The 17782-nt window shown below is 44.9% G+C and carries 10 protein-coding genes; all 10 read left to right on the top strand.

What is annotated here, in order from left to right; translation table 11 throughout:
* Positions 1–26: 26 nt before the first annotated feature.
* A complete protein-coding gene (locus T491_RS0102260; RefSeq protein ID WP_028902430.1) occupies positions 27–1169 on the top strand; it encodes a SusE domain-containing protein in 1143 nt (380 codons plus the stop codon).
* A gap of 18 nt (positions 1170–1187) precedes the next feature.
* Positions 1188–2441 (top strand): family 43 glycosylhydrolase, encoded by a 1254-nt coding sequence (locus T491_RS0102255; protein ID WP_028902429.1) that lies wholly within the window; start codon positions 1188–1190, stop codon positions 2439–2441.
* Positions 2442–2605: 164 nt separating this feature from the next.
* The gene (locus T491_RS0102250) at positions 2606–4207 is read left to right on the top strand and encodes a DUF6377 domain-containing protein (protein ID WP_028902428.1); all 1602 of its coding nucleotides are present in this window, start codon (positions 2606–2608) and stop codon (positions 4205–4207) included.
* A gap of 182 nt (positions 4208–4389) precedes the next feature.
* Entirely contained in the window at positions 4390–6639 is a 2250-nt protein-coding gene (locus T491_RS0102245; RefSeq protein ID WP_028902427.1) for a glycoside hydrolase family 31 protein, read from the top strand.
* A gap of 10 nt (positions 6640–6649) precedes the next feature.
* Entirely contained in the window at positions 6650–7375 is a 726-nt protein-coding gene (locus T491_RS0102240) for a SusF/SusE family outer membrane protein (RefSeq protein WP_081773198.1), read from the top strand.
* A gap of 43 nt (positions 7376–7418) precedes the next feature.
* Complete coding sequence (locus tag T491_RS0102235; RefSeq protein WP_028902425.1) at positions 7419–9539, top strand: TIM-barrel domain-containing protein; 2121 nt, start codon at positions 7419–7421, stop codon at positions 9537–9539.
* 21 nt (positions 9540–9560) lie between these two features.
* Complete coding sequence (locus T491_RS0102230; RefSeq protein WP_155949992.1) at positions 9561–12446, top strand: hypothetical protein; 2886 nt, start codon at positions 9561–9563, stop codon at positions 12444–12446.
* 6 nt (positions 12447–12452) lie between these two features.
* Positions 12453–14867, top strand: coding sequence for a glycoside hydrolase family 31 protein (locus T491_RS15490; RefSeq protein WP_081773197.1), 2415 nt, complete (start codon positions 12453–12455; stop codon positions 14865–14867).
* A 9-nt stretch (positions 14868–14876) separates the two neighbouring features.
* The gene (locus tag T491_RS0102220) at positions 14877–15797 is read left to right on the top strand and encodes a SusF/SusE family outer membrane protein (RefSeq protein WP_197018775.1); all 921 of its coding nucleotides are present in this window, start codon (positions 14877–14879) and stop codon (positions 15795–15797) included.
* A 38-nt stretch (positions 15798–15835) separates the two neighbouring features.
* Complete coding sequence (locus T491_RS0102215; protein WP_028902422.1) at positions 15836–17767, top strand: glycoside hydrolase family 97 protein; 1932 nt, start codon at positions 15836–15838, stop codon at positions 17765–17767.
* Positions 17768–17782: the final 15 nt, after the last annotated feature.

The raw sequence follows: 17782 nt of genomic DNA, 5'->3' as shown, positions 1-17782 counted from the left end.
TGATTAATAGTTTAAAGGAAAATAATATGAAGAAATATATATGGACCTTCAGTGCCTTATGCATGGGCTTGCTGCTGGGGTCATGTAATAAGGATCCAGAGTATTTTAGCCTGGAGACCTATCCCGATGAAATGCATATCAAGAGCTCTGTGGAGGAAATCGTGCTCAATAAGGGCATTGCTGATCAGGCGGCCGTAACCTTTACGTGGGATGCTGCGTCAAGTCCTCTCTCTGCTACTGATGAGGTGACCTATAAGATGTGTCTTTATCCCTCTACTCAGAAGGATAGCAAATCAGACTATATCGATCTGGGTACTAATCTTACATATTCGATTACACACGATGAGTTGAATACAATACTCTCTAAGTGGACGCTGCCTGGACAGGCACTGAAGGTGACGGCTCAGCTGCTGTCTGTTGTGCACAATGAGCAGCATTATGTAAAGCCAGAGGTTTCAACTGTAGAGTTCACCGTGACTGGTTATGAGAAATATCCACCCTATATCTATATGCATATGACCACTGATGGCGGACAGAAGGTGTCACAGCGTCTGGAACAGCGTCAGTTAGGTACAGGTATCTATGAGGCTACGCTTGATATGTCGCCTTGTAATTTCCACTTTGCTACAACCATCGATGCGGATTATCCTGCTTATGGTATGGCTGATGGCGGTGATGCAGAACAGATGGAGTACTTCACTGATGGTACGATCCGTGATTTCCGTTTCGATGGCATTGGTAAGCGTACGGTCATCGTGGACACCAATACAGGCTTCAACGACTGCCGTGTATTAGACATCGTACAGTTGCCCACACCAGGTCAGATATGGATCTGCGGTAATGGCTGCTCTGTAGGTTGGAATACCAATACCACCAACGGACGACTGGAGATGGTTGGTACGGCACGTGAGCCCTATTACTACGCATGGACAGGTGACTTCATCGCTGGCGGTGAGCTCAAGATCGGTGTAGGTGGCAGTTGGGGGGATCCATTCTTCTTCGCTCCAGAAAACAATGCTGATCCTTTGACCGATCATCGTTTGTCAACCTTCCGCTATCAAGATGATGGTGGCGATGTGAAATGGGTTCCTTCTGTCAGTGGAAGATATACGTTTACACTATGCCTGCTGGCCACAGATATGTGGACAAAATTTGAACCAGCAAATTAAGTTAATTGCAAATATAGTATGATAATTAAACCGTTTCTTTGCTTGATCCTGGCTGTATGCGCCTTTTCTGGCGCATACGCCGGTGATGGCTCAAAGACTTATCAGAATCCTGTAATCAATTACAGCTTGCCTGATCCTACAGTTATCAAGGCTGCTGATGGTTTCTTCTACCTGTATGCTACCGAGGATACGCATAATGTACCTATCTATCGTTCGAAGGACCTTGTGAATTGGCGTTTTGTCGGCACAGCTTTCAACGATAGGACTCGTCCGATGGACTACTGTCCTGGAGGAGGTATCTGGGCACCGGATATCAATTATGTTGGTGGTCAGTACGTGCTCTACTACTCAAAATCGGAATGGGGGAAAACTTGGGAGTGTGGTATTGGTGTGGCAGTCAGTGATCGCCCTAATGGCGGATTTCATGATGCTCATAAACTGTTTATCTCAAGTGAGGTTGGTATAGAAAACTGTATCGATCCTTTCTTTATTCAGGATGATGGTCATAATTACCTCTTCTGGGGATCATTCCACGATATCTATGGCGTGGAATTGACTGAGGACGGACTGGCTGTAAAAGAAGGATGTGTTCCAAAAAAGATTGCAGGCGGTCTGATAGAGGCCACCATGATTGTCAAGCATAATGGTTATTATTATCTGATTGGCTCTGCTGGTTCTTGTTGCGAAGGCGCTAACAGTACCTATCGTATGGTTGTCGCTCGTTCGCGTAACCTCTTTGGACCTTATGTTGACCGTAACGGACGTTCAGCTATCGGTGACAACTTCTCTATGTTGCTTGGCAAGAGTCCAGAAGTATATGGCCCGGGGCATTGCTCTGAGTTTGTGCAGGATGATGCTGGACAGACTTGGGTCCTCTATCATGGTTTTCAAGCCAGTGATGTGGATGCAGGACGTGTTACTTATCTGGATCGTGTGGAGTGGGGATCTGATGGCTGGCCGTATATTCAGAATCAGGAACCATCTACCGAAGCAGATGTTCCACTCTTTGGTGAAGCTGCTGGCGTAGAGAGTGTTACGGTAGATAATAACTATATCTTTATGCCAACAGAAAATCGTCAGCTGATCCGTGTCGATGCTCCTTTTGATGAAGCATTTAGCTGGCAGCTTATACAAATGAATGGTATGACAATGGGAAGAGGTAGTGCAAGTCGCACTGCCATCATAGATACAAGTCATATAGCAAGTGGTCCTTATTTCGTGAGACTCAGTGGAAAAACTGGTGTTAAGGTTGAGAAACTGATGAAGTTGTGACTCGTGCTGTTAGCATGTCAATAGGCACTTAGTGACTTTGAACAAGTCATTAATTGCCTATTGGTTTATTTCAGAGTTAATAATTGTTATAATTTGAATTGACATAGTGCTTTGTTAGTTTTTTATCTTTAACTTTGGCTGCAATTAACGAAAGTACTGACTAAATGAAAATTAAAAATCGTATACTAATATGTGTATTGGTATTGTTTGTTTTGCCTGTCCATGCCTCATTAGATAAAACGACTGCTGACTGGCTTGATAAACTTGATGCCAGTCTTGCCAAGCGCAGTTATTTTGAAAAACAGCGTATTGATCGTATTCAGAACCTAAAGGATGGCATGGCGAAAGCCCAAGCAGAGGGGCGTGAGTTTGCGCAGACATATGCCTTATTCGATGAATATAAAAGTTATCGCTATGATTCGGCAAGGCACTACGCCTATGTTTGTTTAGACATTGCTACCCGTCAACATCAGGACCAAGAAATAGCCCAGGCAAAGTTAGCTATTGCATTCTCCCTGATTTCGGCCGGAATATTGAGTGAGTCGCTTGATATTATCAAGACCATTGATAAAACACAGTTAAGTAGTGGTTTATTGAAGGACTACTACGAAATTAATAGTCAGTTATGGCGTAGCATGGCTGATTATGTGAAGGAAGATCCCTTCTATACAAAGTATATCACGTGGAGCAATGCCTATCTGGACTCTGTGAAACAGGTGGTCCCTTCAAATTCCTGCATATGGTGGTCTGTTACCGGTTCCCGGCAGATGCGTGACCATGAGTATCAAAAAGCACTCGCATCTTTTGAGAATGTGTTGAATGGTTGTGGCAATGATCTGCATCTGCGTGCTAAGACCATGGCAGAGATGGCATGGGCACATATTTGGCTTGAACATGAGGATAAGGCGATTGTTTATTTTGCTCAGTCTGCTATTGCCGATAATGAAACGGCTACCCGCGAAATTACTGCCCTTTATCATTTGTCGCGTTTGATATTCAAGAAGGGGGAACATGAACGAGCCAGTATCTATGTACATCAGGCCTTGGAAGATGTGAACTTCTATGGTACGAGACTAAGAAAGGTGGAAATCAACGATATCCTTCCCATTATTGAGCAAGATCGTTATGATATGATGCGTGGTCAGCGTAACTGGCTTTTTGTGGTATCGGGCCTGTTTATCATTTTGTTATTGGCTTGTTTGTGGAGTTACAGGACAATTCGTAGGAAGAATCAGAAACTGACTGAAGCCAGAGAGACGATTGCCGGACAGTTGGAACAGTTGAAACGTAGTAATCTGCAACTACAGGAAGACGCAAAAATTAAGAACGCCTATATAGGCCGTTCATTCTATACAAATGCTGAGTTTATCACCAAATTGGAGAAACTCTATATGGCAATTGATCGTAAGATTGCTACCCGACAGTATGAAGATCTGCGTTCGATGATGAAGTTATCGAATCTCAATAGTGAGCGTGAGAATATGTATGAAGCATTTGATCAGACATTCTTAAAGCTATTCCCCGATTTTGTGGAACGCTACAATGCTTTGTTTGAGGAAAGCGAACGCAAAATGCCCCCTAATAAGCATTCTTTGACTTCTGAGATGCGTATTTTTGCACTTATACGTTTGGGTATCAATGAAAGTGAAAGAATTGCCAAGTTCTTGGATTACTCCGTTCATACAGTTAATACTTATAAAACAAGAATAAAAAACCGTTCGTTGATTGATAATGAGCAGTTTGAGAGTGTGATTATGGAAATATAGCGGGTTGTTTGATATATATTTCTATTATACAAACAGACAATCTGGCAAAAAGGAAGTGGCTGATTATCAGTCACTTCCTTTTTGTATAAGATGATATTGATTATACTTTTACTTACTTTCTTCGTTAAATGCGTGATTAACCGTACCTTTGTCCGAGAAAATTTAAGAATAACTATTTTAATATGAAACGTATTTTTGCTTTTTTACTTGTTCTGTTTGGTCTGAACCCGGTGTGGGCTCAGAATCTGAATCCAATGGCGCACCCAGATGCCGTTGTTAGGTCAGGCAAGGCACGCTTTACAGTGTTAACTCCAGAGATGATTCGTATTCAGTATAGCGATCGTGCTCTTTTTGAAGATCGGGCTACCTTTGCAGTTGTTAATCGTCGTCTGCCAGTTCCTGAGTTTACAACTGAAAAGAAGGACGGTTATCTGGAGATTAAAACATCAGCTCTTACTCTTAAATATAAGATAGGTGGTGTCATTGATGGTCGTCATCCTTCTGCTGACGTGCTGAATATTAGTTTCAATCTAAATGGACGTCAGGTGTTGTGGTATCCTGGTAAGGATGACGCACTTAACCTGAAGGGAACAACCCGTACCCTTGACGGACAAATAGGTGACAATAAACGTCAGGAATTGGAGAACGGATTGTTGTCGCGAGCAGGTTGGAGTATCATTGACGAGTCACCATTGACCCGTCGTGGTGATGGATCAACCACTTTCGTTTTTGATAAACAGGTAGATGGTATTGACTGGGTGGCTGAACCTGTGGATAAGCAGGCTATCGATTGGTACTTCTTAGGTTATGGTCATCAGTACAAGAAAGCTTTGGGCGATTATGTGAAGGTGGCTGGACGCCAGCCAATGCCTCCTCTCTTTGTACTTGGTTATTGGTATAGCAAATATCAGCGTTATACTTCTGACGAATTCATGGAGATTGTCAATGATGTAAAACGATTCCATATCCCCATGGATGTGATGATCTTTGATATGGATTGGCATACAGAGGGGTGGACTGGTTGGACTTGGGACCGTACAGCCATACCCGATCCAGAGGGATTGATAGACTGGATGCATCAGAATGGTTTAAAGGTGTCACTGAATCTCCACCCTGCTGATGGTGTGGATGATGATGAGGATTACTTCGATAGTCTTCGTGTAGATATGGGACTGGATAAGCAGACCAAGGTAGTTCCTTGGAATCTAAGTGACGGACGATTCTACCACCATATGTTTAAAAACATCATCCGTGCTCGTGAGCGCCAAGGTGTTGACTTCTGGTGGCTTGACTGGCAACAGAACCTTACTAGCAAGTATGTAGATGGTTTGGGCGAGACTTTCTGGTGCAATCATGTATTCTATAATGATATGCGTTTGAATCGTCCTGATCGTCGTCCACTGATTTTCCATCGCTGGGGTGGATTAGGTAGCCATCGTTATCCTATAGGTTTCTCTGGTGACTCTTTCACAACCTATGGCACACTGGCTTGGCAACCATATTTTACCGCTACTGCATCAAATGTCGGCTTCGGCTATTGGGGGCATGACTTAGGCGGACACCAGCAGACGGGCGGTAATGATCCGGAAATTTATCTGCGTTGGATGCAGTTTGGTGTGTTCACACCAGTTTTCCGTACACATGCCACTAACTGGGAAGGTATTGAGCGCCGTATCTGGAAGTACGAGAATTTTCCTTCACTGCTTGAGACCGTGAAGTTGCGCTATGCATTAATGCCTTATATCTATACTGCAGCCCGTCAGGCTTACGATACCGGTGTCAGCTTGTGTCGTCCTCTGTACTATGAGTGGCCAGAAGCAAACAATGCCTATCTGTTTGAGGATGAGTATATGTTTGGTGACGATATCCTGGTTGCTCCTGTGGTAACTAAGCCAGAGAACGACGGCATGACTCCTCGTCGTATTTGGTTACCTGAGGGACGCTGGTTCGATGTTTGTAGAAATAAGGTGGTGACTGGTAATCGTATTTTTACCGATCGCTATGCTATGGAAGAGATTCCTTACTTCTTCCGTGCAGGTAGCGTCATCGTGAATAATCCTCCTATGATGAATCTAAATACTCGTCCTGACCGTTTGATATTGAAGGTGATTCCTGGTGGTAACGGCCAGACTTCACTTTACGAGGATGAGGGCGATACCGAAGGGTACAAGATGGGGGCTTATACAACTACCACCATCAGCCATGAGGGGAACTCGTTGATTATCCATCCACGTGTAGGCAATTTCCCAGGTATGCCAGAGGCTCGTTCCTATACGGTAGAGTTCCTTTCTGTCAATCGTCCTTCTGCTGTGAGCATTGACGGACGCCAGATAGATAGCGCTTCTTGGAACTATCAGGAGAAGAGTCGTGTGCTGACGGTGAATATACCTCGCACATTGTGCCAGAAGAAAACAACGGTGACAATTAAATAATGATAGCAGTATGAAAAAGATATGCATGATGATTGTGGGTCTGATTACATGTATGAACATGTTTGCCCAGCAGTATCAGGAACTATGGATTACAGGTTCTGCTGTTCCTGGTGGTACTCAGAAGTTAATAAAAGTAAGTGATAACGATTTTAAATATGCTGGACGACTGCAAGCTGGTGAACTACGTATTTCGACTGCAAAGAAGATGCGTAAGGGAGCCTGTTATCTGGCTCCGAATCAGCTTGATGCCAATATCGTTAACAAAGGAATAGGATACAGCGAATCAGTTGATGTGAAGAATGCAACTTGGCAGGTTGTTGTGAGTGAAGATCGTTACCGTTTCCATATTGATACGGAAAAAAAGCAGTTGCGTGGTGAATTGTTCCAACCATGGGGTGAGTTGTTCTTAGCAGGCGGTGCTACTGAGGTGGGCTGGAAGGCTGAAGGACATATGCTGCTGATGAAGCAGAGCATGGACAATCCTTGTGTATGGACCTGGGAGGGAGATTTGAAACAACATCCTGAGGTAGAGGAACCTGGTAGTTTCAAGTTCCAAGGGCAGGATCGTTGGCATCCCAAATCGATTCATCCTTATGTGCAGGGAACCGATATCTTAAAGGATGCGCGTTTCCGTACAGGAGGTCCTGATACGAAATGGACGCTTTCGCATGATGGACGTTATCGTATCAAGGTCGATCTGTTCAATGAAACTATAGAAGCTAAACTGGTGAAATAAAGTATTTGAAACATTATTCGTATTTAGTTAATTATTAGGAAGTATGACTGAAAGAATCAGTTTGTTCTTTGGATGTCTGGCCATTGTATCCACAGCAATGGCTCAGACAGCCTTCATGACCAATGATAGTGTGGCCGTTTTTTACCCGTCTCATTATGATGCCAAGCAGCACCAACCTTCTCCCATCTTCGAGCGTGAGCCGGCCACTGTAAACCCACTGACTACCAATTGGCCATTACATGTTGAGTTCAGTGAAAAAGGCGGTCGTAGTCAGGCGACAATCTCTGTGCCTGATGATGTGGATTTCTATGGAACAGGTGAAGTAACAGGTCCATTGCGTCGAAACGGTCGTACTATTGAATTATGGAATATCGATACTCCAGCCTATGGTACCGATGGCGGTTCTCATCTTTATCAGAGTCATCCTTGGGTTATGGGACTCCGAAAGGATGGTACTGCCTTTGGTATTATTGCCGATAATACCTGGCGACAGAAAATAACAACAGCAGACCATTTAGTGACTTTTGATAGCGAAGGCCCTGCTTTTCGTGTATTTGTCATTGAACGTGAAAGTCCGCAGGCGTTGATGCAGGCTTTGGTTAATTTGACTGGCAACATGTCGTTACCTCCTCTTTGGTCACTTGGCTATCATCAGTGTCGACATACTTATTATCCAGATAGTAAGGTGATGGAGATAGCCGACCAGCTTCGTCGTCATCGTATCCCCTCAGATGTGATATGGATGGATATAGATTATATGGATGGTTATCGTATCTTTACCTTCGATCCCAATGGTTTTGCCAACCCCAACAGACTGAACGACTATCTTCATCAGAACAACTTCAAGACGGTTTACATGATTGATCCGGGTGTCAAGGTGGAGAAAGGCTATTTCGTGGATGACCAGGGGACTGCCAGTGACTATTGGGTGAAAGACCGTAACGGCAAACCTTTTGAGGGTAATGTGTGGCCTGGTGCTTGTCACTTTCCCGATTTTACCCGTCCGGAAGTCCGTACATGGTGGGCTACACTTTATAAAGACTTTATGGCTAAAGGTGTTGATGGTGTTTGGAACGATATGAACGAACCTGCCGTATTCGATATGCCAGAGAATACGATGCCACGTGATAATCAGCACGACGGGGGCGAGGGGGTGACCGCAGGGGCACATCTGCGTTTTCATAACGTGTTCGGATTGAACATGGTACGTGCCAGTCGTCAGGGGCTGCTGTTGGCTAATCCGCAGAAGCGTCCTTTCATCCTGTCACGTTCAAACTTCTTAGGTGGACATCGTTATGCAGCCACTTGGACAGGAGACAACCTGTCAGCTCCCGACCACATGAAACTAAGCATCCCTATGTCGCTGACGCTTGGCCTTAGTGGACAACCTTTTAATGGACCAGATATTGGTGGATTCTGTGAAAATTCTAATGCAGAGTTAGTGGCACAGTGGACAGCTATAGGCGCCTATTTCCCCTTTGTTCGTAATCATAACACAAAGGGGACGATACCTCAAGAGCCATGGGCCTTTTCCCAAAAAGTACTGGATGTATGTCGCACAGCGATTAACCGTCGCTATATGTTGATGCCCTATATCTATACCTGTTTCCGTGAGGCTAGTATCAATGGTATGCCAGTCATGCGTCCGTTGTTTATGAATGATCCCAAGGATCTGAGTCTTCGCAGGGAGGATCGTGCATTCCTGTTGGGCGCTGACCTGATGGTTCGTCCACAGTGGGCAACAGAGGTGGTACAGCCCGATGGAGGTAGCTGGCAGAAGCTGACACTTGAGAATAATACGGATAGCTATCAGGCAGAATTACGTCAGCGTCCGGGTTCAATTATTCCTTTGGCAAATCTGGCTCAGAGCACGGCAGAAATACGTACTGATTCGTTGACTCTCTTGGTATGTGTTGACCGCAATGGCTTTGCAAAAGGACAGCTGTATGAGGATGAAGGCGATGGATTTGGCTATCAGAAAGGACAATATCGCCTTACTGAGATGAAAGCTGTGAAGGAAAAGAATGTCCTGAAGGTTACGCTCCGTCAAAAGGATGGCTTGATGTCACCAATCGATCGGAAAATCAGAATCGGTTATGTGTGTGGTGGCAAGGTGAAGTATAGTCCTTGGAAAACAGGTCGTGATATAACTATTTCCCTTTAATATTAACTTAATCTGTTTCTTATGAATAGAATTACTACTTCTTTATTGTTTACAATGCTTTTTTGCCTGACAAGTATCAGTGCATTTGCATTGGGATCTGTTGATGGCGTCTACCAGATTGGTAATGCCGATGAACTCTTGGCGTTTGCCCAAATAGTAAATACTGGGGGAAACGATGCTAAGGCTGTACTTACTGCTGATATTGACATGAGCGGTAAGACATGGACTCCTATAGGTGATGATGATCATCGTTTTGTTGGCACATTCGATGGCCAGTATCATATGATTGATCATCTTGTATTCGAGGGTACTGATAAGGTTGGTATCTTCGGTGTTGTCAGTGGTGGATGTATTATCAAGAATCTGACAGCTGGTCCAAACAACGTGATTAAAGGTAATAGCATGGTTGGCGGTATTGTAGGATGCTCTGCAGGTAGCGAATGGGTGACACTTGAGAATGTGGGTCATGAAGGCTATGTAGAGGGTACTGGCAATAACTGTTGTGCTTTCTTTGGCGTTGTAATGAATGGCGGCCCTGCTACCAGAATGATTAATTGCTATAATACGGGCAATATTAAGGCTGGAGGTGAAAGCGCTATCATTACCGGCTGGTTTGGTGGACATGGTAGTGTAGAGGTAAAGGGTTTCTGGAATACTGGTGAGATCCTTGCTGGAGGCGACAATGACAATAAGGCTTTGTGGCGAAACAATTCAGGAATCACCAAGGAGCGTATTTTCAATATTAACAACGATAATGGTGCAACCGTTATTGCTGATGGTGACTTGGCTTCTGGTAAGCTGGCTTTCCAGCTGAATGGTAATGCTGATGCCGGTGCATGGCGTCAGAATCTGGAAGGAAGCAACAAGGATGGGCAGCCAACCTTCAATCCAGCTCATGCCTTAGTATATGCCAATGGTGCTCTGCTGTGTGATGCGATTACTCCTAAGGAAGGGACAGAGGTGACATTCTCCAATCATGAAGGAAGTACTATTGATGATCACAACTATGTAGGTGGATTCTGCTCAGTATGTCATAAGATGCAGGACAATTTCTGCGAAGTGGTTGATGGTTTCTATATCATTAATGATGGTGATCAGCTGAACTGGTTTGCCTATAAAGTGAACCGAGGTGAAGGTGAGGCTAATGGTAAACTCACAGCCGATATTGACATGACAGATAAGGCATGGACACCTATTGGACAGGACGGAAAGGACTTTAAGGGACATTTCGATGGTCAAGGACATCGTATCATGAATCTGGTGACTAATGGCGATAAAAATAATCAGGCCCTTTTTGGTCAGGCTGTAGGTGGTGCTATCATTGAGAATGTGATTATCGACCAATCATGTATCATTCAAGGTAATGCTTTTACTGCAGGTATTTTAGGACATGTTTGGGGCGATGGCGTTATTATACGTAATTGCGGTAACGAGGCAGAAATCAATGGTACGGCACAGAATGCAGCAGGTATCTTGGGCTGCTCAGAGAAGATTGTACACATCTCCAACTGTTATAATACTGGTAATATTAATGGTTTACGAGAGAATGCAGGTATCTGCGCTTGGATGGGTTCGAATAATTCAACCATCAAGAACTGTTACAGTACCGGTATCATTGCTGATGGTCCTGGACTTTGGCGTAATGATGGAGTCAAAGGTGAAAACATGTATCAGATGGATGGTGACCAAGGTACTGCCTTCAGTTCCGAGCAGATGCAGAATGGCGAATTGGCTTACTTGCTCAATGGAAAACAGAGTGCTGAGGTTACATGGTATCAGGCAATCGGAACAGATGATCATCCACTACCTTTTGGAACTGCAGTTGTCTATGCTAATGGTGATTTGAAGTGCGATGGTATCACACCTGTAGCAGGTAGTAGTCTTACCTATAGCAATGCTGAAGGAGGTAATGTTGCAGCGCACTCATGGAATGGTAAAGGTTTCTGTTCAGAATGTCATACTGTTCAACCCGATTACCTGTCGCCGGTAGATGGCTGGTATGAATTGGGGCATGCTGACCATCTGAACTGGTTCGCATATTATGTAACCAAGTATGATCAGCATGTAGATGCTTGTCTGACAGCTGATATCGATATGAACCTCATCGAAGATTTCCCAGGTATTGGTGATGCAACTCATCCTTATGGTGGTACTTTCGATGGACAAGGACATGTTGTAAAGAATCTGATTATTGATATGCCTGACGAGGCGAGCGTGGGATTCTTCCGTGTCATCACTGCTGGAGCTGATATTGCCAACTTTACCATAGATAATAGTTGCTCTATCAGAGGTAAGAACTTTGTTGGTGCCTTTGTTGGTCAGTGTGTTGGTAATGGTGGTGTTATTCTGGAACAGCTGGGTAACGAGGCTGTTGTAACATCAACTGCACAGAATGCAGGTGCACTTATAGGCTGCAATACCTCAGGCGATATTTTACTTAATGTAGTAAACTGTTATAATGCAGGAGATATCACATCTGGCTGGGAAGCTGGCGGATTGTCAGGATGGTTGGGTAACGATGCCGTTGTAACAAATTGCTATAATATGGGAATGGTTACCAATGGTGAGTCGTTTGCGCGTGGTAACAATATACAGATTTCCAACTGTTTTGATCCTGTGACAGACTGGCCAGCTCTGCCAGTAAGTCCTATCGAGGATTTTACGAATGGCGTAATCTATCAGAAGTTGGCTGATGCTGCTCCTGGTATATGGTTCCTGAGCGCTGAAACAGAAGGTCATCCTGTACTATATAATACTGGTATATCTACTGGTATCGAAGCAATTCGTACGATTGATTTGTTGCAGAATGATGCTCCAATCTACGATTTGCAGGGTCATAAGGTATCATCAAAGACCATGCGTAAAGGAATCTATGTAAAGAATGGCAAGAAGTTTGTCGTGAAATAACAACTAATGAAGACATTACTCATTTCTCTGCTTCTGTTTGTCGGCATTCTAAATGGTGCGGCAGCAGAAGCAGATTCAAACCCACAAGCTAATCCCGAGGCAATAGTGACCTCGGGAAAAGCTCGTTTTACGGTGCTAACGCCGCGCATGATTCGAATTCAGTATAGTTCTTCGTCTAAATTCGAAGATCGTGCAACGTTTGCAGTGATTAATCGTAACCTTCCTGTGCCTGTTTTCTCAACCCGGGAGGAAGGTGGCTATCTGTATATTGAGACCGAAGCTCTGACATTGCGTTACAAGAAAAACACCATGATATCTTCTGTTCTTAAATCGCCCAATAACCTTTGTGTTACATTTAAACTCAACGGACGTGAGGTGGTTTGGTATCCGGGTAAGGAAGATGCGTTGAACTTGAAGGGTACACGCCGTACGCTGGATGGTGGCAGTGGCGATAATTATCGTGCTGATATGGAAGATGGTATTATCTCTCGTGCTGGTTGGGCTATCATTGATGAGTCGCCAGCCACAAAACGAGGTGATGGTTCTACTACATTTGCTTTCGACAAACAGGTCGACGGCATCGACTGGTTGGCTCAACCTGTTGATGCAAATGCCCTTGACTGGTATTTCATGGGTTATGGACATGATTATAAGGACGCCATAGGCGACTATATAAAGATAGCGGGGCGTCAACCGCTTCCTCCACTTTATGCGTTAGGTTACTGGTATAGTAAGTATCAGGCGTACACACAACAGGACTTTACCAGTCTGGTGTACGATATGAAAAAGAATGAGATCCCGCTCGATGTGATGATATTCGACATGGACTGGCATCTGAGCGGATGGACAGGCTGGACTTGGAACAAAAGTCTGATACCTAATCCACAAGGGTTGATCTCTTGGATGCATAATCAGGGAGTAAAAGTGAGTTTGAACTTGCATCCAGCCGATGGTGTGGCCAGCTATGAGGAGTATTTTAGTGAGATACAGTCGGATATGAAGATGACGGGCGACCGAGTACCATGGATGCTGGAGGATTCTACGTTTTATCGTTCTATGTTCAAGCACATCATTCGCAAGCGTGAACAACAGGGTGTTGACTTTTGGTGGCTTGACTGGCAGCAGAACCTGACAAGTGAATATACACAAGGTCTGAGTGAGACATTCTGGTGCAATCACGTGTTCTTTAATGATATGCGTGTGAACCGTCCGGAGCGTCGTCCTTTCATCTTCCATCGTTGGGGCGGTCTCGGAAGTCATCGTTACCCGTTAGGCTTTTCGGGTGATACCTATTCTACGTTTGGCTCACTGGCCTTCCAACCTTATTTCACCGCGACAGCATCGAATGTGTGTTTTGGCTATTGGGGGCACGATTTGGGTGGACATATCCAGATTGCTCCAACCAATCCGGAACTAATGCTGCGCTGGGTGCAGTATGGCGTATTCTCGCCCATCTTCCGTACCCATGGCTCCAGTCAGGCAGGTAACGAACGCAGAATATGGAAATATGAGAACTTCCCGTTGATGCTGGATTGTGTGAACCTGCGCTATCAACTCATGCCTTATATCTATACCGCCGCTCGCCAGGCTTATGATACTGGCATAAGTATATGCAGACCGCTCTATTATGAGTGGCCTGAGGAGAACGAAGCTTATCGTCAGGAAGGTGAATATATGTTTGGCGATGATATTCTGGTGTCGCCTGTTGTGACTCCTGTAGATGAGAGCGGAAAGGCTTTCCATAAGACGTGGTTGCCCGCAGGACAATGGTATGATGTATGCCGTCGGAAATTGGTACAAGGCCAGCAGATGGTGAGCGATAATTATACGGAGAGTGAGATACCTTATTTTATCAAAGCAGGTAGTATCATTGTTTGTAATCCGCTGATAGAAAACCTGAAGAAGCCAGTTCAACAGTTGTTGTTAAAGGTGGTTCCTGGTGCTAATGGCGAGACGACACTCTATGAGGATGCTGGTGATACACAGGACTATATCAACGGTGGATTTACCACTACGCATATCATCCAACATCGAACAGATGAGGCTATTGAGCTGACACTGGATCCTCGTCAGGGACAGTATGAAGGCATGCTTGCCGAGCGTGCTTATGAGATAGAACTGCTGCGGGAGGGAGCTCCTCAATCGGTGACAATCAATGGCGTGATGACATCCGATTGGCATGTGGATGAAACCACAGGTAGTCTGATTATCAGTGTTCCAGTAACAGCCTGCGATCAAAAACTCGTTATCAACATTGAGCGTGCCTCTACAGGTATTCACGAGCATAATGGTAAGTCTATTGCAAAGAAGATTTATTATGATCTGCGTGGAAACCAGTTATTGCGTGAACCTCATGGACCATATATCCTGCGTTGTATTTGGAGTGATGGCACGACAACCACACATAAACATATCAAATAAAGAATGATCATGCGTAATTTAGTTATACTATTCAGTCTATTAAGCATATTACTGCCGCAGGTGGCTTCTGCGCAGAACTTTGAAAGTTTGTGGGCCACAGGCAGTGCTGTGCCTGATGGACAGACCATCGAGTTGACCAAACGCCCAGATGGTCAGTACCGTTTTGCTGGTGCGTTGGTGAGTGGTGAACTGAAAGTGATGACCACTGAAACATTCGAGAAGGGAGTTACTCAGTTCCTGAAGCCGCAGCTTGTCGACTCTTATCTGATTAACAAGGGTATTACCTATCAATATACGAAAGATGAGACGCAGCCTGGGTGGGTAGTCTCGTTCTCGGAAGATGCGTATAGTTTTCTGGTTGATCCTGCTAACCGTAAGTTGACGGGCGAGTTGGTGTTCCCTTGGAACGAGATGCTGATAGCAGGTAGTGCCTTTGAAGGAGGCGCTAATGATGTGGAATGGAGTCGTGATGCCATGCTGTCGTTCGAACAGGATCGTGATAATCCTTATGTATTCACTTGGACTGGAGAGCTGGGTGTTTATAATGACGTGATAGAACCTGGTCGTTTTAAACTGGAAGGTCAGATGACGTGGGGACCACGCGAGTTTCATCCCTATCAGCAAGATGAGGACATCTTGCAATCTACGCAGATGCGAAAAGGTGGGGCCGATACCAAGTGGCGTGTCTCTCAGCATGGTGTTTATCGTATTGTGGTCGATGTGTTTCAGGAAACTTTCCATGCAGAACTCCTTTCGGGCACTCGTTCTGTTAATGATGGCTCGACCGAAATAGAGTCTGTAGATGCATTGGACAATACGGTGCCTTCTGTCATATACGATTTGAACGGTCAGATTCATCGCTCGTTAAGAAAGGGATTGAATCTGGTGCGTATGCCAGATGGGCAGGTCCGTAAAGTGATTGTCAGATAATAAATGACATGAATAAACGTTATAAATAAAAACATTCTATGATAAAAAGATTCTTTTTAGGGTTCTTTTTGTTGCAGGTCTGTATTCTGATTCAGGCCTCAACAGAAAGAATATCTTCTCCTGATGGGCATATCCGTCTGGAGGTCTGTACTGACGACACATTGCGTATGAGTGTGTTTTATGGCGAAGAACAAGTTATTGATAATAGTCCGTTGTGCTTGCTGGTACAGCAGGAGTGGTTAGGTGTTCGTCCGAAACTGAAGGGTGTTCGACGTCAGATAATAAACCGTCAGCTGCCGAACGTCATTCCTGTCAAGAATGCTGTAACCCATGATGAGGCTCAGGAGATGACGCTCCGTTTTGCTGGTCAGTATAGTGTGGCGTTCCGTGTCTATAATCATGGCATAGCTTACCGCTTTGTTCTTGATAAGAAAGGAAAGGTGGATGTTATTAGCGAACAGATGACGCTCCGTTTCCCTGCATCAACTATAGCACACCTCTCTAAGACGCGCAGTTTCTGGACTTCGTATGAGGAACCTTATACTCATGTGGCATTAGCTGACTATCAGGCACAGGATCAGATGAGCTATCTGCCGGTATTGCTGGAAACACAGCATGGTACTAAACTGTTATTATCAGAGAGTGATGTGCGCGACTATCCAGCTATGTTTGTCAAGAGTACGGGTAACAATGGATTGACATCTGTATTTCCCAAGGCGCCTGCAACATGGGAGCCCATAGGCGACCGTGGATTCAATGTTACTAAAGAGTCTCCTTTTATAGCTCGTATCGATGGTAAACGCACTCTTCCATGGCGATTCCTGGTGATTGGCGACGATGCCGCCGTTGCTACCAACGAGATGGAGCGCGTGTTGGGTGGTCAGTGTGAGTTAGCTGATGCCTCTTGGATTAAGCCGGGCAAGGTGAGCTGGGACTGGTGGAATCACTGGACTATCTGGAATGTGGATTTCGAGACAGGCATCAACAATCGTACCTACAAGTATTTTATAGATTTTGCTGCCCAATATGGTATTGAATATATTCTACTGGATGAAGGTTGGAACAAGGATGTCCGAGATCCGTTTACCACTCGCGATGAGATTGATGTCAAGGAGTTGGTTGACTATGGGCGCCAGCGGGGTGTGGGTGTTATCCTTTGGCTGGCTTGGCTCACTGTCGAGAACCACATGGATTTGATTAAGTACTATGCCGACATGGGTGTTCGTGGTTTGAAGATCGACTTCATGGATCATAGCGACCAGTGGATGGTGAACTTCTATGAGCGTGTGGCTCGTGAATGTGCCAAAAATCAGCTGATTGTTGACTTCCACGGTTCGTTTAAGCCTGCAGGACTTGAAATACGTTATCCAAACGTTATCTCGTACGAAGGTGTGCGTGGTTTGGAGAATGGCGCAGGGTGTCATCCTGATAATACTATCTGGTTACCGTTCATCCGTAATGCTGTGGGAGCAATGGACTTTACACCTGGTTCAATGGCTTCGGCCCAGCCAGAGGATAACCATGGCAGTGGTTCTCTGCCCATGGGCTCAGGTACGCGCGCTAATCAGATGGCTATGTATGTCTGCTTCGAGAGTGGACTCCAGATGTTGGCTGATAGCCCAACCCGTTATATGCGTGAGGATGAATGTACCCGATATATTGCCTCTGTTCCTACGACATGGGACGAGAGTCGTGTACTTTCTGCCAAGGCTGGCGACCATTACGTGGTGGCCCGTCGCAAAGGCAATAAGTGGTATGTTGGTGCTATGACAGGTGGAAAATCCCAACAGTTCTCTATCAGTCTTGACTTCCTGACTGGAGAAGGAAAACTGACTGGTTTCCGTGATGGACGCAATGCACACCGTATTGCTGTTGATTACCAGCGGTTCCAACAGCAGGTTTCATCTACTGATGTGTTAACGCTCCGTTTGGCTCGAAACGGAGGCTGGTGTTGTGTGATAGAACAATAACTAACTTAATAAACT

The organism is Prevotella sp. P6B4 (genome assembly GCF_000619985.1).
Taxonomy (GTDB): domain Bacteria; phylum Bacteroidota; class Bacteroidia; order Bacteroidales; family Bacteroidaceae; genus Prevotella.
Note: the sequence above shows the minus strand (reverse complement) of the source record. Positions and strands in the feature narration are given on the sequence as shown.